Raw genomic sequence first — 25,606 nt, forward strand, 5'->3', positions numbered from 1 at the left:
ATAAACCTCCTATAAGGTTTTTAAGAATTCTTCACGTTCTAACAACGCTTGCTGTTTTTGTTTATATTCTTCTAATTTTTCTTTTTCTTTAGCAACTACTGCTTCAGGTGCTTTTGCTAGGAAGCCTTGGTTGTTCAATTTACCTTCTAAACGTGCAATTTCTTTTTGCATTTGAACCTTTTCTTTCTCGATACGTTCTTTTTCTTTATCTGCATCGATAAGGTCTTTCAAAAGAAGGTATACCTCCATTCCATTTACAACTGTTACGGTTGCATTTTCTGGTTTCGGATCATTAGCGCCTAAGATAGTTACCATTTCAGCCCAAGCAAGTGTAACGAAATAATCGCTATGACTAGCTACAGCTTGTGCTATGGACGCATCAGTTGGGGCCACAATAACTTCTGCTTTTTTGCCTAATGGTACATTCATTTCGGCACGCATGTTACGAATGCCCTTGATAGCATCCATCATAATTTCCATTTGACGTGCCGCATCCGTAAGATTTGTGAAAGATAATGCTTCCGGCCATTTAGCAACGACGATACTATCCCCTTCGTGAGGTAAGTGTTGCCAAATATGTTCTGTAACAAACGGCATAAATGGATGTAACAATTCTAGCATATGACGCAAGATAGTTACGAGCAAGTATTGAACAGTACGACGATCGCGTTCATTAGCATCGCTATACAAACGAGGTTTAGCGAGTTCAATGTACCAGTCGCAATACGTATTCCAAATAAAATCATATACGGAGCTTGCCGCTTCACCAAGTTCAAATTTATCAAGGTTAGCAGTAATGTTTTGTACAGTTTCATTATATTTTTCTACAATCCATTTATCCGCCAATGTCAAATCAGACTCAGTTGGAACAAAGCTTTCATCATAATTCGTCAAATTCATAAGAACGAATTTCGACGCATTCCAAATCTTATTGGCGAAGTTACGATTTGCTTCCACACGTTCCATGTAGAAACGCATGTCATTACCTGGTGTATTGCCTGTTACAAGGGTAAAGCGCAATGCATCAGCACCATATTCACCGATAACATCTAACGGGTTGATACCATTACCCAAGGATTTACTCATCTTACGCCCTTGGCTATCGCGTACAAGACCATGGATGAATACATGTTTAAATGGAATTTCATCTTCAAATTCAAGAGCCATGAAAATCATGCGAGCAACCCAGAAGAAGATGATATCGTAACCAGTTACGAGAACGCTAGTTGGATACCATTGTTTGAGTTCAGCCGTTTGTTCAGGCCAACCCATCGTAGCAAATGGCCATAAGCCAGAACTAAACCATGTATCAAGAACGTCTGGATCTTGTGTTACATGACCATGGCAATGAGGGCATTCTGTAATATCTTCACGGCTAACGATAGTTTCGCCACAGTCATCACAATACCAGGCTGGAATACGATGGCCCCACCATAATTGACGAGAAATCGTCCAGTCACGGATATTTTCGAGCCAATTTACATATGTTTTAGTAAATCGTTCTGGAACAAATTGAACGTCCCCGTCTTTAACAACTTTTAATGCTGGTTCAGCAAGTGGTTTCATATCTACAAACCATTGTTTAGAAACCATTGGTTCGATAATTGTATTACAACGAGAACAATGACCTACTGCATGGTCATGATCATCGATTTTTTCCAGTAAACCTAATTCTTGAAGCTCTGCTACCACTTGTTTACGCGCTTCTTCGCGTGTCATACCGTTAAATTTGCCAGCCCCTTCATTCATTGTGGCATCATTGTTCATAACAACGATGGATTCTAAATTATGGCGTTGCCCCATTTCAAAGTCATTAGGGTCATGAGCAGGTGTAATTTTTACACAACCTGTACCAAAGCTCGCATCTACATAGTCATCGGCAATGACAGGAATTTCACGGTTAACGAATGGCAAGATTAATGTTTTACCGATGAGATCTTTATAACGATCATCTTCAGGGTTTACAGCTACTGCTACGTCACCAAACATAGTTTCTGGACGTGTTGTAGCCACAACAACAAAGCGGCCTTCTTCCCCCTTTACAGGATATTTAATATGCCATAAATGGCCATGCTCATCTTCATGTTCCACTTCTACATCAGACAAAGCTGTAGCACAACGTGGGCACCAGTTGATGATACGTTCACCACGGTAAATCAAACCTTTTTCATAAAGTTTTACGAATACTTCGCGCACTGCATGATAGTAGCCATCATCCAAGGTAAAACGCTCGCGGCTCCAGTCACAAGATGCGCCTAAGCTGCGAATTTGTTTAACAATGGTATCGCCGTATTCTTTCTTCCATTCCCAAACGCGTTCTACGAATTTTTCACGGCCTAAATCATAGCGGGATTTTCCCTCTTCCTTAGCGAGCATTTCCTCTACCTTGATTTGTGTAGCAATACCCGCATGGTCGGTGCCAGGCATCCATAACACATTGTAACCTTGCATACGTTTAAAACGAATCAAGATATCTTGTAATGTATTATCGAGCGCATGCCCCATATGCAACATACCTGTAACATTTGGTGGTGGCAATACGATGCTAAACGGCTCCTTATCAGTGTCCACTTCTTCGTGAAAGTAACCTTGGTTTTCCCAATAGGAATACCATTTACTTTCGATTTCACCAGGATTGTAGGTGGTTAAATTTTCGTAGGTTTTCATCGTTCCTCCTGAAAGTAAGTACTTATCGTCTCATCACTTTAGCTAACACAAAGAGGCTAGTTTCATATAATAATATCATCGGCAATGCAATCATAGTCTGAGAAAACATATCCGGTGTAGGTGAAATTACTGCACCTATGATAAAGGAAAGCAAAATAAATAGTTTGCGTTTCTTCTTTAAAAATTGGGATGTAATTAAATTAAAATATCCCATAATAATAATCATCAGCGGCAGTTCAAATATAAAGCCGAACGGCAGCACAAAAGCTAACACAAAATCCATATATTGGCCGATAGAAAACATCGGTTGTAACTCATCTGTAGCAAAGCCCATAAAGAACTTAACAGCAGCGGGCAATACCAATGCATAGGAAAATAGAATGCCTATTAGAAACAACAAAAAGGCTACTGGTAAAATCCAATTTGACAGATGTTTTTCACGAGCTGTCAACGCAGGTTTTACAAAGAGCCATATTTGATGCAATATGATAGGCGATGCCATAATCATGCCGCCCGCAATAGATACCTTCATATAGGTAAAAAAGGCTTCTGTAGGACGCATATAATATAATTTGCCAGCAGGGGCCAATAAAATATCTAATAAAACATCTACATAATAATAGGCTATCCCTGTTCCTATAATAATAGAAATGACCATAATTATAATGCGTCTACGAAGCTCTGACAAATGACCTACTAACGATAGGTTAGCAGCTTCATCCATCATTTTTTGTTCCATCTCCGTATACAACGGTTCTGGATGGTTTTTTTTCGGATCGGCATCAATAACAGCATATCGTTCCTGTTCAGCTTTTTGAGCCTGTTCTCGTCGCTTTTGCCGAACTACACTATCGAATGAAGGTTTCTTAATGGGATATTCGAAAGCTTTAGGTTCGAAGGCCTCCATATTATACCTTTCTATCTGCCAAATTTTGAACGGCTAATACTAAAAATTCTTTCCCCTCAAAATCACGAATTGCCTGTAATGCGGACAACGCATCATCACAATACTGTTGGGCTACGCGCAATGTATTATCAATTCCACCTCGAGCTATCACATAGTCAATGATGTCTTGCTCATTGCCACCATGGTTAAGATTTTGGATATCTTCTAGCAGTTGATCTTTGTTAGTTTCATTGACAATACTGAGCAATGGATAGGTTAATAACCCCTCTCGAAGATCATTACCAACAGGCTTGCCAGTTGTATCAGATGTTTCACGATAATCCATGATATCATCTGTAATTTGGAACGCCATACCTAATGCATGACCATATTGTTTAAGATAACCAATTTCTTCACTAGACCAACCGCCTAATAAGCCACCGAGTTCCATACAGCCTTCCATAAAGTCGGCTGTTTTCTTTTGCGTCTTTATCATATATCGCTCTATCCCCTGGTCGATGCGATATACATCTTCCATTTGCATAAATTCACCTTCCACAAGGCAACTGATGATATGAGAAAAGACCTTCAAATATTCCATATGCGGCATTTCAGATACAATGCGAAATGCCTTGGCAAAAAGATAATCACCACTTAAAATAGCCACCTTATTGCCCTTATGCTTATGAATAGTATCTTCACCACGGCGAATTTCAGCTTGGTCTAATACATCGTCATGAATTAATGTCGCCAAATGTAACATTTCAACAGCTTCTGCAATTTTAATGCGGTCTGTCTCTATCGATTGACCTGCATTAGCGATAAGCAAACATAATTGTGCACGCAGTCGTTTACCACCAGCTTCGGATAAAGGTCTGATTAGATCATTAAAATCCTCAGCCCCTGTATTAAAAGATGATGCAAGAGCACGTTCAACACGCTCTAAATCAAGAGCGATGCGTTCCATCATCTCTAACTGATTCGTATTACTCATGCTTCATCTCCTACTAGTACTTTATTAATTCGTTGTTGTAGTAACTCACGACCAGTGTGTTTTAGCGAGCTATACATAATCGGCGGTGTATCCGTTGGATACATTTCCTTAATCTTTGCTAAATTGACTGCTTTCTCTTTAGCATTGAGCTTATCCACCTTGGTCACTACGATTTGTAGTGGTACACCAGCCTCAACGAGCCAATCAAATGCCACCTTATCAATAGGCATCTCTGGATGACGCCCATCGATAAGTAAGCATAATAACATCAAGCGTTCAGAATGCAAAATATAATCGGAAATAAAGGATGACCACATATTACGGTTATCTTTATTTGTCTTTGCAAAGCCATATCCAGGTAAATCGACTAAAAACCAGTGATATCGACGTTCTTCCGTTTCGCTAATATCCTCTTTTGATTCAATATCAAAATAGTTTATCGTCTTTGTTTTACCAGGCTGTCCACTCACTAAGGCAAGACCACGATAATTACACAAGGAATTAATCAATGAAGATTTGCCCACATTAGAGCGTCCTAAGAAAGCTACTTCTACTGTATCCCCTTCAGGATATTGATCTGCTTTTACACAGGATGTATTATATTTTGCCGCTATAATGCGAGGTCCTTTAATCTCTTTTCTTGTATATTGTGGTTTTGGACCCATGTGTTTTGTGGATTTTTTCTTCTTTTGCATTATACAAGTGCCTTTGCTAAAACTTCATCCATTGTCTTTACAGATGTAATAATAAGACCTTCTTTAACGTTATCTGGTAATTCAGGAATATCTTTTTCATTTCCTTTAGGAATGAAAACCTCTTTAACACCATAAGACAATGCTGCCAATAATTTTTCTTTAAGACCACCAATTGGTAGGACACGGCCACGCAATGTGATTTCACCAGTCATAGCAAGATCAGCTCTTACTTTACGGCCTGTCAAAGCAGATACCATGGCCAAGGTCATAGTAATACCAGCAGAAGGACCATCCTTAGGCGTTGCTCCTTCTGGAAGATGAACGTGAATATCTAACTTTTTATAGAAATCTTCATCAATCTTCAAGGTTTTTGCATTATGACGAATATAACTCATCGCTGCATGACCAGATTCTTGCATTACTTTTCCAAGACTACCAGTTAATGCCAATTTACCAGTACCTGCCATAGTTGTGGCTTCACAAGGTAATACTACACCACCTACAGAGGTCCACGCAAGACCATTAACATATCCAACTTGTGGTTTCTTTTCACGCTCTTGATCAATAAAGATAGGAGCACCCAAGTATTCATGTAAATTTTTAATGGAAATCTTCGGCGTTTCAACACCTTGTTCTACCACTTGATATGCCATCTTACGACAGATTTTAGCGATAGTTTTTTCCAATGTACGAACGCCAGCTTCGCGGGTATATTCAGAAACAACTTTCTTTAACACTGCATCAGATAATTTAATTTTATTATCTTTCAAACCGTTTTTCTCGATTTGTTTAGGTGCTAAATAGCGTTTTGCAATTTCTAATTTTTCGTCTTCCATATAACTTGAAAGCTCGATGATTTCCATACGGTCTAATAATGGACCAGGAATATTGGATGCCACATTAGCAGTAGTAATCCAAAATACATCAGAGAAATCAAAAGGAATTTCGATAAAGTGATCACTAAATGAGCTGTTTTGCTCTGGGTCTAAGACCTCGAGCAATGCAGATGATGGATCACCTTTATAATCAGATGCTAGTTTATCGATTTCATCAAGCAAGAATACAGGATTTCTAGTTCCTGCATTTTTAATACCTTGAATCATACGACCTGGCAATGCACCGATATAGGTACGACGATGGCCGCGAATTTCAGCTTCATCGCGAACACCACCTAGGGACGCACGGATAAATTTGCGGTTCATTGCTCGTGCAATAGAGGACGCCAAGGATGTTTTACCAACACCAGGAGGTCCCACCAAGCAAAGGATAGAACCACTATTTTTACCTGTTAATTTACGAACTGCTAGGAATTCGAGTATACGTTTTTTAACCTTTTCGAGGCCATAGTGATCCGCTTCTAGAATCTCTTTAGCTTCGTTAATATCGAGGCGATCATCAGAAACAGTATTCCACGGTAAATTTAATACCCAGTCCAGATAATTTCTTAAAATCGTCGCTTCTGGCATCATTTGAGGCATACGGCTATAGCGGGAGATTTCTTTATCAATACGAATGTGAACATCTTCGCTCAAATTAAGAGCTTTTAATTGTTCTCTTAATTCTTCTGCTTCTTCCTCAGGATCGCCCTTATCACCCAATTCATCATGGATGACGCGGATTTTTTCCCGTAAGAAATATTCCTTTTGAGCCTTTTCCATAGATTGACGAACTTGATTATTAATAGAGTTTTCTAAATCGGAGATTTGTAACTCCATATTAAGAATACCTACAATCATATTCAATCGTCTAGCTACGGATAATTCTTCTAATAATTCTTGTTGTTTTGCGTTATTGATAGGCAACATAAACGCCACTTGATCCGCCAATTCACATGGATCACGTAGCTCCATAACGCGAGTTATGCCATCTTCTGTAATCGATTTAGACTCATCAGCCCATTCATTAAATTTGGATTGCACCAAACGACGATACGCTTCAAGTTCTACATCATCTTCAAATACAGATGGTACACGTTCATAATCCCCTACATAGTAAGGGTCCATGCTCGTAATGTTCATGACACGAATACGAGTAATCCCTTCAACGAGAACACGAACAATACCACCTGGTAAGCGCAACATTTGTTTAATTTTTACAAGTGTACCCATTTGGGCCAAATCATGAACCGTAGGTGCATCAACGGCGTCATCTTTTTGAGATACGACAGCCATAATGCGGTCTTCGCTCATTGCGGCTTCTACCGCTTTGATGGATTTGTCTCGACCGATATCGAGATGAATTACGATATTCGGATATACAACCATTCCTCTAAGGGGAACGGTAGGAATACCTACTTCTAGTAAATTCATATGTCCTCCAAGGATTTATATTATGAAAAGAAACTCATTCCTACACAGAAATGAGTTTCTTCGAATTACGATTTCAGCTGGATTTCTTTGTCTGCCTCATTTTTGAGTATAGGTTCACCTGTGCCCTTTACAGCGTCTTTAGTAACTATGCATTTGGCCACATCATCCATAGATGGTACTTCATACATAACATACTTCATCACCTTCTCAATAATGGCGCGCAAACCACGAGCACCAGTTTTACGCTGTAATGCTTCATCAGCGATTTCTTCTAATGCATCGTCTTCAAATGTTAATTCTACACCATCGAGGGATAGAATTTTTTCATATTGTTTAGTCAATGCATTTTTCGGTTTTGTTAGAATTTGAACCAGTGCATCTCGATCTAATAGGTCCAATGTTACCATGACGGGTAAACGGCCTATAAATTCAGGGATTAAGCCAAATTTCAATAAATCTTCTGGTACAACCTCTTTAAGGATCGCAGACACATCACGTTCCTCAGCGCGTTGTACATCAGCTCCAAAACCTAATGTTTTCTTAGCGGTACGTTTTGTAATTACCTTATCCATACCATCGAATGCACCGCCACAAATAAAGAGAATATTTGTAGTATCGATTTGTAACATTTCTTGATTAGGATGTTTACGACCACCTTGTGGTGGTACAGAAGCTACAGTACCTTCTAAGATTTTTAAAAGTGCTTGTTGCACACCTTCCCCTGACACATCACGTGTAATAGAAGGGTTTTCAGACTTACGGGCAATTTTATCGATTTCATCGATATAAATAATACCGCGTTCAGCCCGCTCGATATCATAATCGGCGGCTTGAATGAGCTTTAATAGAATATTTTCTACATCTTCCCCTACATAGCCAGCCTCGGTTAAACTCGTTGCATCTGCAATAGCAAATGGAACCTCTAACATTTTAGCCAATGTTTGAGCCAATAATGTTTTACCACTACCTGTAGGTCCAATAAATAAAACATTGGACTTTTGTAATTCTACATCATCTACAATATTATCTGTTTGTAGTCGTTTGTAATGGTTATATACTGCCACCGAAAGGGAAACTTTAGCATCATCTTGACCAATAACATATTGATCAAGATGTGCTTTAATTTCTTTTGGCGTTGGCAATTCTTTTAGTTTAAAGTCTTCTGTACCGATGTCACCAAGTTCATCTTCGATGATACGTTCACAAACCGCTACGCATTCATCGCAAATGTAAACATTAGGACCGGCAACTAGTTTTCTTACTTCTTCACTTGTGCGACCACAAAAACTGCAGCGCATGGTATCTTTATCTTTTGCCAATGAGCGCCTCCATTACTTGCTTTCTAGAGTATCGCGAGTTAACACCTCGTCAATCAAACCGTATTCTACAGCATCTTTGGCACTCATGAAGTTATCACGATCAGTATCACGTGCTACTACCTCAATATCTTGACCAGTGCGAGATGCTAAAATACCATTTAATTCTTCACGCATGCGAAGAATTTCACGAGCATGGATTTCGATTTCAGATGCTTGACCTTGAACACCGCCCAATGGTTGGTGAATCATAACGCGTGCATGAGGTAATGCAAAGCGTTTTCCCTTTGCACCAGCTGTCAATAATACAGCCCCCATACTAGCAGCGGAGCCTACACAAATAGTAGACACATCTGGTTTAATATATTGCATCGTATCATAAATAGCCATACCAGCAGTAACAACACCACCAGGGCTATTAATGTACAAATGAATATCTTTATCTGGATCCTCTGCTTCTAAGAAAAGCATTTGGGCAATCACCGCATTTGCAACATTATCATCAATAGGTCCCCCTAAGAAGATAATGCGATCCTTTAACAGGCGAGAGTAAATATCGTACGAGCGCTCGCCGCGCTCGCCTTGTTCTACTACGATTGGTACATACATATAATCACCTTTTCATGTACCTAGTGAGCAAGCATTATTCTGCTGCTTCTGCACCTTTTGCATTATCGATGATGAATCGAGCTGCTTTTTTGCGAGCTACAGAGCCTGCTAACATAGCTACACGACCTTCTTTTGCAATAATATCCCAAACTTCTTTAGGATCTGCTCCAAAGTTTTGAGCCATAATGAAAATTTCGCGATTCATATCATCTGGAGTTACTTCGATGCCTTCTTCTGTTGCAACAGCATCAAGAACTAAGTCCGCACGTACGTTTTCAGCTGCGGATTCTTTGTATTCAGAGCGTAAATCTTCGATTGTTTTATTGGAGAATTTCATGTAGTCATCTAATTTCAAGCCACGGCCTTCCATGTTCATAGCCAACTCTTGAATCATTTGTTCTACGCGATCTTCGATCATTACTTCAGGAATTTCAACAGTTGCATTTTTAACAGCTGTTTGAATTAACTCAGCATTGTAAGTATCGATTGCACGACGGGATGCTTCTTCTTCCATTTTTTTGCGAAGATCATTTTTCAATTCTTCAATAGTTTCGTAAGAGCTTGCTTCTTTTGCGAACTCGTCGTTCAATTCAGGCAATTCTTTACGTTTAATATCATGGATGTGAGTTTTGAATTCTGCTTCTTTACCAGCAAGTTCTGCTACGAAGTAGTCTTCAGGGAACGTTACTTTTACAGTTACATCATCACCAGCTTTAGCGCCGATCAATTGATCTTCGAAACCAGGGATAAAGCTACCGGAACCGATTTGTAATGGGTATGATTTACCTTCGCCACCATCAAATGGTTTACCGTCAACGGAACCAGCGAAGTCGATTACTGCAAAGTCGTCTTTTTGAATTGTAGCGCCTTCTTCAGCAACAACCATTTTCGCTTGTTGTTCACGAATGTTGTTCAATTGTTCTTCGATTTGTTCATCAGATACAGTGGCATCTTGTTTTTCAGCTTCTAAGCCTTTGTAATCGCCAAGTTTTACTTCAGGGCGTTTTGTTACAGTAGCTTTGAAGATTAAATCTTTACCTTCTTCGAATTGTTCGCGTTCGATTTCTGGTTCAGATACAGGAACGATATCGTTTTCACGAAGAGCTGCACTATAGTTTTGGCTAGCCAATACTTCAAATGCTTCTTCTAAGATTGCTTCTTTACCAAAGTTCATTTCCAATACACGACGAGGTGCGTGACCTTTACGGAAACCAGGAATATTTACTTGGTTAGCGATACGTTTTACCGCTTGTTTGATACCTTTGTCTACTTCTGCTGCAGGTACTTCGATAGTTAAAGTTACTACGTGTTGATCAACAGGATTTACAGTTGCTTTCATTAAAATATGTCCTCCTTGAAGGGCTACCGCCCAAATTTCTGTAGTATATTATGCACTCCTTATAATATCATAAATGAAAATTCAATGCAATTCTTAGCACTATAAGGAAGCAGCCACCCCATGTAGAGTGGCTGCTTAGCATTAGTTTTATATTACTAATTAATTATCTTTTGCAATCAATTTGATGATGTCTCGACGAGATAAAATACCAATCAAATGGTACTCTTTATCAACAACTGGAACATTTTTCAAATGTTGATCAAGCATAACGGATACGATTTCTTCTACGTCCTTATCAGGTGTTGTTGTAATAACCTCAGTTGTCATCAATTCATGAACATGAGATGCCAATAATTTTTTAAATTGGGAATTATATTCACCAATACCGTTGTAATAGATACTAGCACCTAGTACATTTACATAATGTGGTACATGAGGACGAACCTTTTTATACAATAAGTCGCCTTCAGAAATAATACCTAATAACTTATTGTCTTCATCGACAACAGACACAGCTGTCAAATTGTATTTCACCAACAAATCTGCTACATCAGAAATAGGTGCATCTTTGGCAACAGTAACAGGATATTTATTCATTACTTCTTGGATTTTCATAGGGAATTCCTCCTTCATATAACGTTACTCTTTATTATACTATTCGACTTCGAATATGAAAACTCCTTTTCATTTTTTTGAATATACCTAATAATTATTAGTTGTATTACCAATGGTATGGTTCGTTTCTATTAATTTTAGCACTACGATATATTTGTTCCACCAACAAGAGGCGCACCATTTGATGTGTAAAGGTCATAGGGCTAAAGGATAGCTTATATTTAACGGCTTGACGAAGTTCATCACTAACACCAAAGGCGCCACCAATAATAAAGGCCATATCGCTGATGCCATCCACTTCTAGTTGGGACACCATAGCGGCCAATTGCTCGGAGGACATGGTCTTACCATATACATCTAAAAGCACTGTATAAGCGGACTTAGGAACCGCTTTTAATAGTCGCTGCCCTTCTTCTATAACAACCTGTTTACGGTCCGCATCACTTGGCTTATCCCCGATTTTACTTTCATTCAATTCGGTAATCGCAATGCCCCCATAAGAACGCATGCGTTTGACAAACTCGGCCACACCATCGCGAAGGTAAGCATCCTTCAATTTACCAATACAGACTACATGAAATTTCATTATATACCTCTATATTTTCTGAACCGATTGCATCGATACAATTTCATTTGGCTGCCCATGTTGTAATTTAATTTCAGGGCCAATTCTAACGCCTCCATCTACGAGCATTTGACCAATCGTTTGTGTTACCAGAACAGGATTATTATTATTTTCAGATCGATGCGCCAAGATAACCTGCATAAAATCAGGTCGTTTCATCATGAGTAACGCTTGAGCAGCCATTTCATTACTTAAATGACCTTCATCACTGGTAACGCGTTGCTTTAAAAATGGTTGATATGGACCAAAGCGAAGCATATGAGGGTCATAGTTCGCCTCTAACACAAGCAATGTAGTGTCATCTAAGCAACGTAATATAGTATCTGTAATTACACCCGTATCAGTAACAACAGTTGCTTTATCTTTACCTGCAAATACATTAATTCCGATAGGATCAGCAGCATCATGACTCACGCTGAATGGTTCGACAGTCAAATTGCCTAACGACAAGCTTCCTTTAGTCAGTTCCACCAGTTGATGTTTCGGTACAATCAATTTATTTTGAATCTCACGCCAAGTCCCTTTCTTTGTATATACAGGAAGATCAAAGCGTTTTAATAATTGCTGCAAACCTGCAATATGGTCACTATGTTCATGACTGATAAAGATCCCCTCCACTTGGCTCATATCTATATGTAATTCTTTCAGTCCATTTACAATGCGGCGGCAACTAATACCCACATCGTGCAATATAACAGAATTTCCTTTTTTTATAACTATACAATTGCCCTTGCTACCACTAGCAATAACATGAACCTCCAATGGTGAGGATTCGCTCATCAAAACACTCCATATCATTAAATATCTACTATTGGTGAAAGCTATGTTTTCACCGTTATCATTTTTTCAATTCACATAATTCTTCTAATCGGCTAACAAAATACGCCATATTAGCTTCAAGATCTGAACCACGGCGGAACATATCTCCGCCTACGAGAAACATCGTATCATTACCATATAAACTAACTAGTTCTGGAAGGCGCGCATCCGTCACACCACCACCGGGCGCGGAGCATGCCGCTTTCATAAGACCTATAGGCTGCTTAATATACGAACAAATACGTTGACATTGTTCTTGAGTAAAGGTAAAACGACCACCATAGGATACAAAAATAGCCATATCAGCCCCAAATAAGCGAGGGAATAAACCTAATTGCAAATAATCAGCCACACCTGACACACCAGGGCTCACAAAGCCACCTGAGTACGCAGGATGATTGATAATTGGTAATCCTAATTTTTCATCTGTTGCCAATCTATGTAGCCAACCTACACCTATAAGACCAGTGGCCACCATAAGTGCCGTAGCACCTGCCTCCTTAGCGAAATAGGCCCGTTCTAGCACATCCGTACCATCACCAGAAACATTGGCCGCATATAACGCATGTTTCCCATGGGCATCATTCATTTCTCGTACAGTAGCAGCACAACGTTTGACCCGATCTTTAAATTGAGAAAAGGATTGGTTAGTAATACCGTGATCATCTTTAATGACATCTACACCACCACGAGTGTATGCACCACACATGCGTGCCAATTCTTCATTCGATGTGCCCATCGGTTTAATAACAGCTTGAATCATGGGACGTGTTGGGGTATCGACCAATCGGCGAATCCCATGAAGTCCAAACCGCGGGCCTTTGAATACATTTAATAATGATGGACATAACTCTACATCTACTACCCAAATATGTGGTTGCAACGAAGAATTGCCAAAGACAACATTTAAAAATTGCGTTGCCTCCATAGCTGTTGTTTCTACATTATAGGAAATGCGTGCTATATAATACCGAGATGCATCTATAGCCACATTTGGCAGTATTCCTACATTAGCATACGTTGAATCCGGCGACATGGCTTCTAAAGACTCTAATCGACCTGTAATCGTATGTTTAATATATGGGTCTGTTACAAATTCATAAGGGAATTCTATGGTCTGTTCAACCTGCACACCCCAAGCAATAGATTTTGCCTCTTCATAACTATTTGCTTCTATACGATAGGTAACTATAAATCGTTCATCCTTCATAACGCGCCTCCTCTATAATGATAATATTTAATTATATACCAAAGTAGTACACGTTTCCATAAATATATACAAAAAAGGCTGTAGCAATGATATGTCATTACTACAGCCTAATATATTATATTAGGATTGATTATGCGTTAGCTAATGTTTTACCTAATTCTTGGCATTGTGCAATGCCATCATCATCGGGTTCACCTAAAATAGCCAAGCCATCAGCAACGAGTTCGCCACCAGCGTCTTTAATGCGAGTGCCCCAGTCTTCTAACCAAGTACCACCCCAACCATAAGAGCCAAAGATAGCCAATTTTTTGCCGCCTAATTTAGATTCTAATTCTGCGTAGAATGGTTCGAATTCGCCGTCTTCTAATTCTTCTGCACCCATGTCAGCACAACCAAGAGCTAATTTTTCGTAAGCTGCTGCATCATCAACAGATACTTCAGATACGGATTTAACTTCTACTTCTTGACCTGCAGCTTTGATACCTTCAGCTACTTCATAAGCCATTTTTTCTGTATTGCCTGTACCGGACCAAAAAATTACACCAATCATCTTGTACCTCCTAGGCCGTTCTTGCGACCAATGAACTAAATGTTTTTCCCAACATCAATTGAGTTTGACAAAATTTACGACATGCTTTGTAACATAAGAAAGAGCGTTGTGCATCTACTACATCGTGGTAAACCTTCCATTCGCCGCACATGGAATAACCATTGCCACGACGAGAAATGAAAGATTTCACATCTTTTAGCGGATATCCAAGGAACACACCGATTTCATGAGGGAAATCAATGCTTGCTTCCATACGGTATCGCAAATGCTCGAGCATTTCCATAATACTCATCGTATCTTGATAACCGTAAGCTTTCAAAAATTTCATTACCGCAGGTTGCCGTACATAGTCTCGTAATTGTGTCTCACGGAACACCAATAATAGTCTACGCGCCTTACAGCGACATAATTCAAAGAAGAATAAACCTTTTTCATTAAACTCTTTATTATATTCAGTCAAAACGAATTGGATTTGTTCATTCATGTCCCGTGGAATAGAAACCAAATTCGAGATCTTAATACCTCGAATTGCCGGTGCACAATGAAATCCAATGATATTGTCAATTGAATCCATCATAGTCGTACCTGCCTGTTGCATATCTACACAGAAATCTCTCAAGTTATTGAGATTAATTCCTATATACACATAGTACTCTTGATGAGAAATATTGTCAAGATAATTGATAATTTATTTCAATAATTATTTGTTATTTGATGCTAAGTAAATGGCTAACACGAGGGAATACCTTGGCATCACTTTCTTCATCAATAGCGATAAAGCGTGCATTCAATCCGGTGTTTTTAGTTTCAGTAACAGCAACATGAAGAATCTCATTATAAGAATTATTATTATCTTTACTTGTATATTTCAATACACCTACATATACCTTATTATGTTTAGTTAGTGGTGTCACCACCTGGTATTGGCCTAATTCTGTAGCCTTACCACTATTGATAGAAGCAACAAAATTACCTACATCGCTAGCATCTGTACTCACATGTTTGATACTGACAAGATTATGGTTTTCACTCACCATAGTGTTGGAGAAAACAGCATAATTCATTTCATTATTATTTTTAATATTAAGTGTATATACATCTGCGCGGCTAATACCAGCTTGCATAAGAGCCGTTTTTACATCTGTTTTACCAGCACCTGCAAATAATGCTTTGGGAGCATTATCATAGATGGTAACGCCGTCATTTAATTTCACGCCATTATAAGTGCCATATGTGGCAGCATATTTACTAGCATTAATATTAGCGGCCTCAACAATTACGGACGTGCTCATCGCTACAACACCAGCGAGAGCTAAAGCTATCATTGATTTCATACGATTCTCCTAAATAAAACCGCCCCTTATAGGGGCGGTATACATCACAACTATTTCTTTTGTTGTTTTGCCCATGTATCACGTAAACCTACGATACGGTTTACCACAATATGATCGGCAGTACTATCTTTATCAGTCACAAAATAACCTTGGCGCAAGAATTGGAATCTATCACCAGCTACTGTATTAGCAATGCTCGCTTCACCTTTACTATGCATTACTTGTAAAGATTCATGATTAAAGTCACCTAAGAAGTCTTTACCATCGGATTCTTCTTTAAGTAAATAATCATATAAACGAGTTTCGATGTCTACAGCTGTAGATGCTTCTACCCAGTGCAAAGTACCTTTTACCTTACGAGTGCAACCGCTACCGCTCTTAGTTTCGGGATCATATGTACAGTGAATTTCTGTAATATTACCAGCTTCGTCTTTAATAACATCAGTACATGTAATGAAGTAAGCACCTTTTAGACGGACCTCTTTACCAGGAGCCAAACGGAAGAATTTCTTAACCGGTTCTTCCATAAAGTCGGCGCGCTCAATATAAATTTCGCGACCAAACATAACTTCACGGTTACCCAACTCTTCATTTTCTGGATTATTTTCAACCACACAAGGTTCTGTTTGACCTTCTGGATAATTATCGATAATAACCTTAACAGGATCGATGACAACCATTGGACGTGGAGCTTTTAATTTCAAATCTTCACGAATACAGAATTCAAGCAATGCAATATCAACGGTGCTATCCGCCTTAGCTACACCAATGCGGTCGCAGAAATCACGGATGGCTTCTGGTGTATAGCCACGACGACGCAAGCCAGAAATGGTAGGCATACGAGGATCATCCCAACCGGATACGAGGCCAGCCTCTACAAGAGCACGTAATTTGCGTTTAGACATAACCATTTTTGTTACATTTAAACGAGCGAACTCGATTTGGCGAGGTTTTTCAGTGTCTTCCCAATCCTCTAATACCCAGTCATATAACGGACGGTGTACTTCAAACTCTAATGTACAAATAGAGTGCGTGATACGCTCAATAGCATCCTCAATGGGATGAGCAAAATCGTACATAGGATAGATTTTCCACTCACTACCTGTATTATGGTGTTCTGCATTTACAATACGGTAAAGAACTGGATCACGCATAACAATATTAGGATGCGCCATATCGATTTTAGCGCGCAACACCTTTTCCCCATCGCCGTATTTACCAGCTTTCATGTCTTCAAAAAGAGCTAAGTTTTCTTCTACAGAGCGATCGCGATATGGGCTATTCGTACCAGGTGTAGAGAAATCGCCACGCGTTTGACGGATTTCTTCTGCTGTTTGATCATCTACATAAGCCTTACCCAAAGTGATAAGCTTTTTGGCATAATCATACATTTTGCCAAAGTAATCAGATGCATAGCGTACGTCGCCATCCCAATGGAATCCCAGCCATTCCACGTCTTCTTTAATGGAATTTACATATTCCACATCTTCCTTTTCAGGATTTGTGTCATCAAAACGTAAATTTGTTAAACCCTTATATTCTTCACCTAAGCCAAAATTAAGGCAAATAGACTTAGCGTGACCAATGTGTAAATAACCATTTGGTTCTGGTGGGAATCGCGTATGTACACGGCCACCGTATACGCCTTCTTCATTATCTTTATTTATTTCAGCTTCGATAAAGTTAACAGATACAACTTCTTCAGGAGCTACATTTTGTTCAATGTCTTTATGTTCCAACGTTACAACCTCCATGTGATAATATTCTTTTATTTTACCATATTTTACATAGGACCGCACATTTTTTAAGGTCTTATCAAAGTTTAGTCGAAATCAGTTACATCAACACCTGCTTTTTTAAGTTCTGCCAAAGCGGATTCCACATCCATTTCAGGCTTTTTATAATTGATTTGTTCATTAACACATGTTGTTAGAGGTTTCTTATTAACACCAGCAATGAGATTATTCGCTGTTAACATAGACATATCATAACGTGTACGGTCTGTATAAGACCCAATATGCGGTACAATTAAACAATTATCAATTTCCAACAATGGATGATCTGTAGGCAATGGTTCTGGATCGGTTACATCAAGAGCGGCATAATCAATTTCACCATTTTTAAGTGCATCAATAAGAGCATCTGTATCAACTATGGCACCACGACCCACATTGACAAATAATGCGGTCTTTTTCATTTTTTTGAAGAACTCTGCATCACACATATGATACGTTTCATCTGTTAATGGCGCCATAATACATACAACATCACTGGTAGCGAGCAGTTCATCTAATTCCATATACGTCGTTCTATACAATTGATCATCATTGCGTTGATGACGATTATGATAGACAACAGTCATGCCAAAGGCACGCGCACGACGAGAAATGGAAACACCTATAGCGCCCATACCAATAATGCCAAGCGTACGGCGGCTTAAATCAAAGCCCTTAATATTCGACGGACGTTCAGCCCAACGACCATTTTTTACAAAGGCTGCATTTTCTATGATACGACGACTAGCCGCTGCAATGAGGGTGAAAGCCAATTCTGCCACAGTTTCGTTTAGCACCCCTGGCGTATTACCATAAGGGATACCAGCGGCCGTAAGGTCATCAATTTTTACATTATCATAACCTACAGACGCTTGTGCAATTACCTTTAAATTGGGAGCATCTTTCACAAGATCAGCATCAACTGATATGGAATTAATAGACCACAAGCCATCGGCTTCACGCAACCATTCTTTTAAAACCTCTCTAGGCATTTTAGTTTTTTCTGTCCATTGACGTACATCAACGTGTTCTTGTAAATAAGCGATTACATCGCGACGAACCAAGCCCGGTACTACCACTAAAGGTTTACGTTCCATAATCATTCCATCCCTTCTATCAAATATATTCCTAATGCTTTAATAGCACACATATGTTAACGAAAAATTTATGTATCTATATTGTATCCTATAATCAGAATTTTACCAAAAATTAGACCCAAAAGACAAAAAAGAGCTCCAAAGCAATATGCCTTTAGAGCTCTTTCATAGTATGTGATTATTTCAAATCAGAAGTACAGTTTGGACATTTAACTGCATCAATATTAATGTCTGTTTTACAGAATGGACATTCTTTTGTAGTCGCTGGTGCTTCTTCAGCTTCTTTTTTAGCACTTTGCATCAACTTCGTCAACGCACGAATCATCAAGAATACAACAAATGCTAAGATTAAGAATTGAATTAGATCAGTAATGAAAGTACCGTAAGGCAATACAGCACCGGCAGCGCGAGCTGTTGCAATATCAGCACCATTTACAAATGCCTCTTTAGATGCTTCACTTAATGGAATGTATAGATTGCTAAAATCAATACCACCAGTGAACACACTGATTAATGGCATGAACAAATTGCTAACTACAGAATTCACTAATGCCGTGAAAGCTGCACCAATAATCATACCTACAGCGAGGTCCATCATGTTCCCTTTAAAAGCGAACTCTTTAAACTCTTTAATAAATTCCTTCATGTTTAACTCCTACTCACACTTAAATCGTCCGGAAAAATTAACCTCATTAATCATAAAAGAAAACTTCATCCATGTCAATATTTTTCGATATAGTTCATTGAAAGTTTTTGATATACTCGTCATCCTATTTTGATAATAGAGGACTCAAGCGATAAAGCCTTGGCTCTTTCAATAACGGCAATAAATGCTGGTGGAATCATATGCTCAGGAATATAATGAGCAATTCTACGCCCTACAATGACACCTTTATTACTATAGAACCAGGAAAAATAATATAATAATAAAGTTTCTATATCCTTTGCTTTGATATTTTTTAAACACCGCTGTATAGCTTGACGATCATCGACACCTAATTTAGAAAAACCACGGCGAGCCATATCTTTTGTTACCATACCGCGACCTGTATCGATAATATCTTGGACAATCATATCCAAAACATTACGATGGTGATGGTGAATTAGATGAGATACTACATCCATTTCAAAACAGATTTCATTCGTGTAAAACACATTGGCATGCGTTTTGCTATGCTTATCCATAACATCACGGTCATAGAGCGCAACTGTAGGAATGGAAAAGCTTTTAAATAGTTTATGGAGCTTGCTAATGGAGGATTCGCCACGGGCATTGATCAGACAAATGCCAAAATAATCGAAGTCGACATTTAATTTCTTTGCCATTCCTGCAAAGCTACCGTATTCGGTTTCCCCTTCCACTAAAATGATACAACGCGCATAAAGTGCTTCCTTAGCCTCTGGGAAATGCATAATCAAATGCTTTTCCACTTCGCGCGCAAATTTAAAGGTCACGCCACAAGCTGTACGAACTAGCCCCTCCTCATTACGATACATACGAATGATATGACGATAATCATCTACTAAAGCATCTGTACTATGCGTAACAACGAATAATTGCCCTAACAATCCATCAATTTGGAACAGCTGCTTAATCAGTGCTAAAAACTCAGGGTTTTCATTGGTTGCAATTTGGCGATAATAACTGAGCACAGCCCGTTGCAAATAAGGGCTCAAATGAAGTTCAGGCTCATCAACGCTGATGAAGACTGGTAAATATCGACGTCCCTCACTATCATATACGAGCAATGATTCTAAGTTAGTAGAGGCACTATGCACCTTCATATAAATTTGAGCTAAAATTTTCAGTGCCACCGCCATGATGAGGCGCACATTATCTATAGAGTACTTGCGAATCAAGGTAGCCTCTGTAGATGATGTTAATAGCTCCACAAGGCGCTGAATATTAAGAACACATTCTGGATCCAGCCCTTTTTTCACATTAATAAGTCGATCTAGAACAACTGTCTCATCTCCGGTCAATCCGCTTTGTGGCAAATACGAAACAAGTTGCTTTCCTAATTCCATGTATACCGAAGTAGGAATGGAATATAATTCAGCCTCCGATGTATCTCGATGGCACATGTATAAAGCGTGTCGCAACATGGACAAAGGAACGGGGCTCAACTGTTCTCCATCGATTTTATAGAGTCGAGGATATACCTCTTGCACCACTTGCTCAAGGCGCAAATAAATAGCAGCCTCCGGTCCTATAATATCTTGAAAGGACGTAGTCAATTCGGAAAACGATAATTTACACTCAATACGAATTGGTTTATTGACGTCCGCAAAATCACTTTCTTGAAAACCTCTGACGTTCATCATCTGTTCTAAAAGGTCTAGAAAATTAGATTTCCCTACTGCATTCTCGCCTACAAAATAGTTGATATCATTGTGAAAGTGTAATTCTACATCCACGAGGTTCCGATAATTTTCAATTTGAATCCATTCCATAAACATGTCTATCACACTCCTACAATATACAAAAAAGGTGCCACCATTCAACGATATCACTTATTGATGGTCACACCTTTGTATGCGCCAATACTACTATTATATAGTATACGACATTTATTTTGTTTTTTCCTCTATTATCTTGCCACCTTTAAAGAGTCCTTGTTCCTCTTTAAGACGACTAAGCATAACGGAAGATATGAACATTACAATACCTGCGATTACTGTAACGAGAGCTAAACTTTCACCAAAGAATAAGAATCCATAGAAGGAGCTAATAAATACGCCCACATATTGCAAGAACTGTGCCACAACTGCATTTGTTGTAACAAAGGCACCAGTCAAGAAGAATTGTGCCACTACAGAAATGCCACCTATAATAACGATAATAAACCAATCTGAGCCTTGAGGCATTACAAATTCATCAGTGGCTACAAGTCCTGCAAACATACTAGTAATCATGAAATATGCCATGATTTCAAAGTTACTATGTTTTCCACGTTTACTAATGGTTCGTATAGTTGTATAGGCCGCTGCAGCCAGTGCAGCGCCCAAGATAGCAACCAATGCATACCACGAGAAGGATTCATAGGTAAATGGGTTTACCATTATCATAACGGCAGCAAAAATCAGTGCAAGCCATTTTCCCGCACCTTTTGGCAACGACTCTTTTAAAAACAAAGCACTAAAAATAAAGACAAATATTCCTGTCATTTGAAATAAAATCGTTGCATCAGATAACTTCAAATGTACTAAGGCAATGAAATTGCAGACCATACCAAAGCCGCCATATAGGCCCCGCATAACAAGCAAACCTCTATCTTCTTTAGAAAAATGAATCCCCTTCATATACATGATAATAAGTACTGCTACGGTTCCAAAAAGCCCCCGAGCAAAAGCAATTTCACCAGCCGGTATACTTGTCCCCAATAGCTTAACAAATACATTCATCGTACTGAATAAAAGCGCAGACAATAAAGCGTATATAAGGCCTTTTTTAGCCATAACTCCTCCTCGAACTATTCCCCAAAAATAGTTCTCATCACTCAATCAAGCCACAATCTTTTATACAACCTTCAGTATAAATGTGTACAGATTATAGATATAGATATACCGCCCTTCCGAAGAAGAGCGGTATCGTATTAGTTAGAGAATGTATCGACAAAATCCAAAATTTCTTGTTTCATATTTTCTTTATCGATAGCTTTTGTAAAGCGCAATGGCTTAGCTTGTAGCGCAGCCAATTGTTTAGGGAATCCTACACCTGTAACAGCAGAGATATTTTCTAAGCTTTCATAAGGAGTAGCCCCAATCTTGATATCAAGAGCTTCACAAATTGGTGTTGGGAATTTGAACGGATGAGCTGTAGATGCGATGATAGTATGACGAGCACCATCCTCTGGATGTGCTTCTAACTCTTTCATATACGCGCCCATCGCAACAGCTGTATGAGGATCCATCAAATAGCCATAGGAGTTATATACTTGCTCAATAATAGCCTTTGTTTCGTCATCATTTACATAAGCACCACTGAAATTAGCTTGTACTCGTTTAAATTCGTCTTCATTAACAGACAATTTACCTGTGGATTTCAAATCCTTCATCCATTGAGCGGTCCTTTCACTATTTTCACCAGAGATATAGTACAAGAAACGTTCAAAGTTAGAGGATTCTAAAATATCCATGGATGGAGAAATCGTCGTATAGAATGGGCGATTCATATCATATGTACCCGTTTTAAAGAAATCCGTAAGTACATTATTTTGATTGGATGCACAGATTAATTTACCGATAGGAATCCCCATCTTTTTAGCATAATAAGCAGCCAAAATGTTACCAAAATTACCTGTTGGAACCACTACGTTAAACGCTTCATCCTCGTGAATAGCACCTTGTGCAACGAGTTCAGCATAGGCATTCACATAATACACCACTTGAGGCGCCAAACGACCAATGTTGATGGAGTTCGCACTAGAGAACATAACACCTTTTTCGGCTACTTCTTTAGCTGTATTGGCATCGACGAATAAACGTTTTAAGAATTGTTGCGCATCATCGAAATTACCATGAATAGCAGTTACGTTAACATTAGCGCCTTCTTGTTTTTGCATTTGTTCTGCTTGCATAGGGCTCACGCCATCGGTTGGATAGAAAACCTGAATATGTGTACCCGGTACATCTTTAAAACCTTCAAGAGCAGCCTTCCCTGTATCGCCAGATGTAGCAGTTAAAATAAGAACCTCTTTGGTTTCACCTTCCGCTTCCTTTGCTGCTACCAACAAATATGGGAATAGTGAAAGTGCCATATCTTTGAAGGCTTGTGTGCGACCGTGGAACAATTCCAATACGGATACCTTTTCAAGCAAAGAATGTAAAGGCGCAATATCGCGAGTACTAAAGTTAGCATCGCTGTACGCAGAATTAATCATTTCCTTTAAATGGGCTTCAGAGAAGCAAGGGAATAATTTCGCCAATACAACAGCCGCCACCTCTTGATACGTTTTATCTTTGATGTCGTCATACTTTAAACAATTCGTTGGAAACAAGGCAGGTACATATAAACCGCCATCCTCTGCCAAACCATGTAATAACGCATATGTTTCATTTACGGCAACAGTGCCACGTGTACTTGTATAATTCATGGGCAACCTCTACAAACTAAATTCTATGGAATCATAATATTCTTTAATTATAGCATAAAAGCACCCCAAACGGGGTGCTTTCTATAGATTTTATTGCATATTATTTTATCAATAATTATATCGTAAAATTACAACGATTATAATTCGCCTTCTGCAATAGCATCCAATGTATCAAGGGATGGAATAAAGAACAACATACCTGTAATAGGTTTAGAGTAATCGAGCAATTTATCGTTTTGTGTGAACATATTCGTAAGCATTGTTTTCGTTACATCCCAGTAACGAGCATAACCAATGAAATATGTGCCACGCACACCTTGGCCAGGTTGTGCAAATGCTACATTCATACGAACGATTTTATGTTCTTCGTCATCGCGATTATCTTGAGCTACTACATTGTGAGCTGCTGGATCTTTTTCATCATCTTCTAATTCAATATCGCTGAATTTACGACGGCCAATGAATTTCTCTTGCATTTCTGTAGGAAGTGCACGCCAAGCATCAAGGTCGTGTTCATATTTTTGTGCAAATGCATAAGAACCATTAGTGAATTCAGGGTCTTCATCACCGATAACGCCCCACTCTACTGCTTCTTGGCCTACAGGATTTTCCGTACCATCAACGAAATCGATAATAGCACGACCTTGTTCATAATGGAAACCATGAGTTTCATCAACTACAGATGTAATAGGACGCAAGAATTCCATGATTTGATCCACTACAGTATATGTAACAGATTCATTATTGGAACGTACATGTAAGAACAAATCAGCCGCTACAGCTGGCACATCTTGTTTATCACCTTTAATACCTTGGAAGTCTTCTAACTCTTTTGGTACAGGTGCATTAGGGAATAAATAATCCCATGCTTTACGGCTAAAGCCAAAAGCGATACCTAAGCCTTCGCCATTAGCACGAATACTAACAGAACGTTTAATGGCTTGAATACGATCAGCCATATCTTGGATTACTTCTAATTCTGCATCGCGATCTTTACGATTTAATAATAATGTTGTGAAATTGACACTTTGACCAGCATCTTTATATACATCTTGTGTTCTAGCTACATCTACTGCCATTTGAAACCTCCTAATGAGAAATAGTATTATATACCAATCATAAGTGATTACTAATTTATTGTCTATGCAATATTTATCAGAATAAATTTATAAAGACTTTATTTCTTTACCATATAGACGTTCCATACCTTGTCTAGTGACAAGCCACATTTTTCCTGATTTTCTAAATTCTCCTTCTAAAAATCCATTCTTTACACGCCCCCTACAATTTTGTTTAAGAGAATCAGCAGTAACATTCCAGCGTTCTGCCGCCTCTTGTGTGGTCATTACATCATCTAATTTCATTATAGAACTCCTAATATTACTAATAGATTATAAACGGATAACACAAAGGCAATAATACTAATTATTAAAGTTAATCTTGAAATCATATGCTCGCCATTGTTATAATAGTTAGGAAGATTGGGGCTCTTACGAGCCCCTGTGGTTACTGATTTAATAACTGTATTATTGCGATTGCAAGTTGGATAAACGCGGTTATTATTGGTAGCCACTTTTTTTGTTATCTTCCTTAACTTCTTCAATGGCATCACCTCCTTCCTTATGTCTGCCTTAACTATACTATATATTTTATCTGACATAAATCAAATA

The 25,606-nt window shown here is 38.8% G+C and carries 23 protein-coding genes; all 23 read right to left on the reverse strand.

Annotated features, from left to right (window positions below):
• Window positions 1-9 precede the first annotated feature (9 nt).
• Complete coding sequence (locus VEI_RS06545; RefSeq protein WP_059363511.1) at window positions 10-2,667, reverse strand: valine--tRNA ligase; 2,658 nt, start codon at window positions 2,665-2,667, stop codon at window positions 10-12.
• A gap of 22 nt (window positions 2,668-2,689) precedes the next feature.
• On the reverse strand, window positions 2,690-3,574 hold the full coding sequence (gene tatC, locus VEI_RS06550; protein ID WP_059363513.1) for a twin-arginine translocase subunit TatC: 885 nt from the start codon (window positions 3,572-3,574) through the stop codon (window positions 2,690-2,692).
• Window position 3,575: 1 nt separating this feature from the next.
• A complete protein-coding gene (locus VEI_RS06555; protein ID WP_059363515.1) occupies window positions 3,576-4,547 on the reverse strand; it encodes a polyprenyl synthetase family protein in 972 nt (323 codons plus the stop codon).
• Window positions 4,544-5,242, reverse strand: coding sequence for a ribosome biogenesis GTP-binding protein YihA/YsxC (gene yihA, locus VEI_RS06560; protein ID WP_082161464.1), 699 nt, complete (start codon window positions 5,240-5,242; stop codon window positions 4,544-4,546). Before yihA ends, VEI_RS06555 begins: the two co-directional genes overlap by 4 nt.
• The gene (lon, locus tag VEI_RS06565) at window positions 5,242-7,551 is read right to left on the reverse strand and encodes an endopeptidase La (RefSeq protein WP_059363517.1); all 2,310 of its coding nucleotides are present in this window, start codon (window positions 7,549-7,551) and stop codon (window positions 5,242-5,244) included. The genes yihA and lon overlap by 1 nt, the downstream gene beginning before the upstream one ends.
• Before the next feature lie 65 nt (window positions 7,552-7,616).
• Window positions 7,617-8,870, reverse strand: a complete 1,254-nt coding sequence (gene clpX / locus VEI_RS06570; protein WP_071824909.1) for an ATP-dependent protease ATP-binding subunit ClpX — start codon at window positions 8,868-8,870, stop codon at window positions 7,617-7,619.
• 12 nt (window positions 8,871-8,882) lie between these two features.
• The gene (gene clpP / locus VEI_RS06575; RefSeq protein ID WP_059363518.1) at window positions 8,883-9,476 is read right to left on the reverse strand and encodes an ATP-dependent Clp endopeptidase proteolytic subunit ClpP; all 594 of its coding nucleotides are present in this window, start codon (window positions 9,474-9,476) and stop codon (window positions 8,883-8,885) included.
• 34 nt (window positions 9,477-9,510) lie between these two features.
• Complete coding sequence (gene tig / locus VEI_RS06580; RefSeq protein WP_059363520.1) at window positions 9,511-10,815, reverse strand: trigger factor; 1,305 nt, start codon at window positions 10,813-10,815, stop codon at window positions 9,511-9,513.
• Window positions 10,816-10,974: 159 nt separating this feature from the next.
• Window positions 10,975-11,430, reverse strand: a complete 456-nt coding sequence (locus tag VEI_RS06585; RefSeq protein ID WP_059363521.1) for a CBS domain-containing protein — start codon at window positions 11,428-11,430, stop codon at window positions 10,975-10,977.
• A gap of 106 nt (window positions 11,431-11,536) precedes the next feature.
• On the reverse strand, window positions 11,537-12,016 hold the full coding sequence (gene rlmH, locus VEI_RS06590) for a 23S rRNA (pseudouridine(1915)-N(3))-methyltransferase RlmH (RefSeq protein WP_059363523.1): 480 nt from the start codon (window positions 12,014-12,016) through the stop codon (window positions 11,537-11,539).
• Between the two features lie 9 nt (window positions 12,017-12,025).
• Entirely contained in the window at window positions 12,026-12,835 is an 810-nt protein-coding gene (locus VEI_RS06595; RefSeq protein ID WP_059363525.1) for an MBL fold metallo-hydrolase, read from the reverse strand.
• A gap of 58 nt (window positions 12,836-12,893) precedes the next feature.
• A complete protein-coding gene (locus VEI_RS06600) occupies window positions 12,894-14,084 on the reverse strand; it encodes a RuBisCO large subunit C-terminal-like domain-containing protein (protein ID WP_059363527.1) in 1,191 nt (396 codons plus the stop codon).
• 130 nt (window positions 14,085-14,214) lie between these two features.
• Window positions 14,215-14,634: a flavodoxin gene (locus VEI_RS06605; protein WP_059363529.1), complete on the reverse strand. Its 420-nt coding sequence runs from the start codon at window positions 14,632-14,634 to the stop codon at window positions 14,215-14,217.
• 10 nt (window positions 14,635-14,644) lie between these two features.
• Complete coding sequence (locus VEI_RS06610) at window positions 14,645-15,232, reverse strand: DUF3793 family protein (RefSeq protein WP_059363531.1); 588 nt, start codon at window positions 15,230-15,232, stop codon at window positions 14,645-14,647.
• Between the two features lie 109 nt (window positions 15,233-15,341).
• Entirely contained in the window at window positions 15,342-15,968 is a 627-nt protein-coding gene (locus tag VEI_RS06615) for a hypothetical protein (protein WP_059363533.1), read from the reverse strand.
• Between the two features lie 50 nt (window positions 15,969-16,018).
• Window positions 16,019-17,707, reverse strand: a complete 1,689-nt coding sequence (locus tag VEI_RS06620; protein ID WP_059363534.1) for a glutamine--tRNA ligase/YqeY domain fusion protein — start codon at window positions 17,705-17,707, stop codon at window positions 16,019-16,021.
• 83 nt (window positions 17,708-17,790) lie between these two features.
• Window positions 17,791-18,840 carry a 2-hydroxyacid dehydrogenase gene (locus VEI_RS06625; protein WP_059363791.1) on the reverse strand — a complete coding sequence of 350 codons (1,050 nt, stop codon included), beginning with the start codon at window positions 18,838-18,840 and terminating at the stop codon, window positions 17,791-17,793.
• A 178-nt stretch (window positions 18,841-19,018) separates the two neighbouring features.
• Window positions 19,019-19,486: a large conductance mechanosensitive channel protein MscL gene (gene mscL, locus VEI_RS06630; RefSeq protein ID WP_059363536.1), complete on the reverse strand. Its 468-nt coding sequence runs from the start codon at window positions 19,484-19,486 to the stop codon at window positions 19,019-19,021.
• A 119-nt stretch (window positions 19,487-19,605) separates the two neighbouring features.
• The gene (locus tag VEI_RS06635) at window positions 19,606-21,300 is read right to left on the reverse strand and encodes an ATP-dependent nuclease (RefSeq protein WP_059363538.1); all 1,695 of its coding nucleotides are present in this window, start codon (window positions 21,298-21,300) and stop codon (window positions 19,606-19,608) included.
• A 111-nt stretch (window positions 21,301-21,411) separates the two neighbouring features.
• Window positions 21,412-22,299 carry a DMT family transporter gene (locus tag VEI_RS06640; protein ID WP_059363540.1) on the reverse strand — a complete coding sequence of 296 codons (888 nt, stop codon included), beginning with the start codon at window positions 22,297-22,299 and terminating at the stop codon, window positions 21,412-21,414.
• 137 nt (window positions 22,300-22,436) lie between these two features.
• Window positions 22,437-23,936, reverse strand: coding sequence for a threonine synthase (gene thrC / locus VEI_RS06645; RefSeq protein ID WP_059363542.1), 1,500 nt, complete (start codon window positions 23,934-23,936; stop codon window positions 22,437-22,439).
• Window positions 23,937-24,073: 137 nt separating this feature from the next.
• The gene (locus VEI_RS06650; protein ID WP_059363544.1) at window positions 24,074-25,015 is read right to left on the reverse strand and encodes a Dyp-type peroxidase; all 942 of its coding nucleotides are present in this window, start codon (window positions 25,013-25,015) and stop codon (window positions 24,074-24,076) included.
• A gap of 87 nt (window positions 25,016-25,102) precedes the next feature.
• Entirely contained in the window at window positions 25,103-25,300 is a 198-nt protein-coding gene (locus VEI_RS06655; protein WP_005382541.1) for a helix-turn-helix domain-containing protein, read from the reverse strand.
• Window positions 25,301-25,606 lie beyond the last annotated feature (306 nt).

Origin of the sequence: Veillonella tobetsuensis (assembly GCF_001078375.1) — a bacterium.
GTDB classification, from domain to species: Bacteria; Bacillota; Negativicutes; order Veillonellales; family Veillonellaceae; genus Veillonella; species Veillonella tobetsuensis.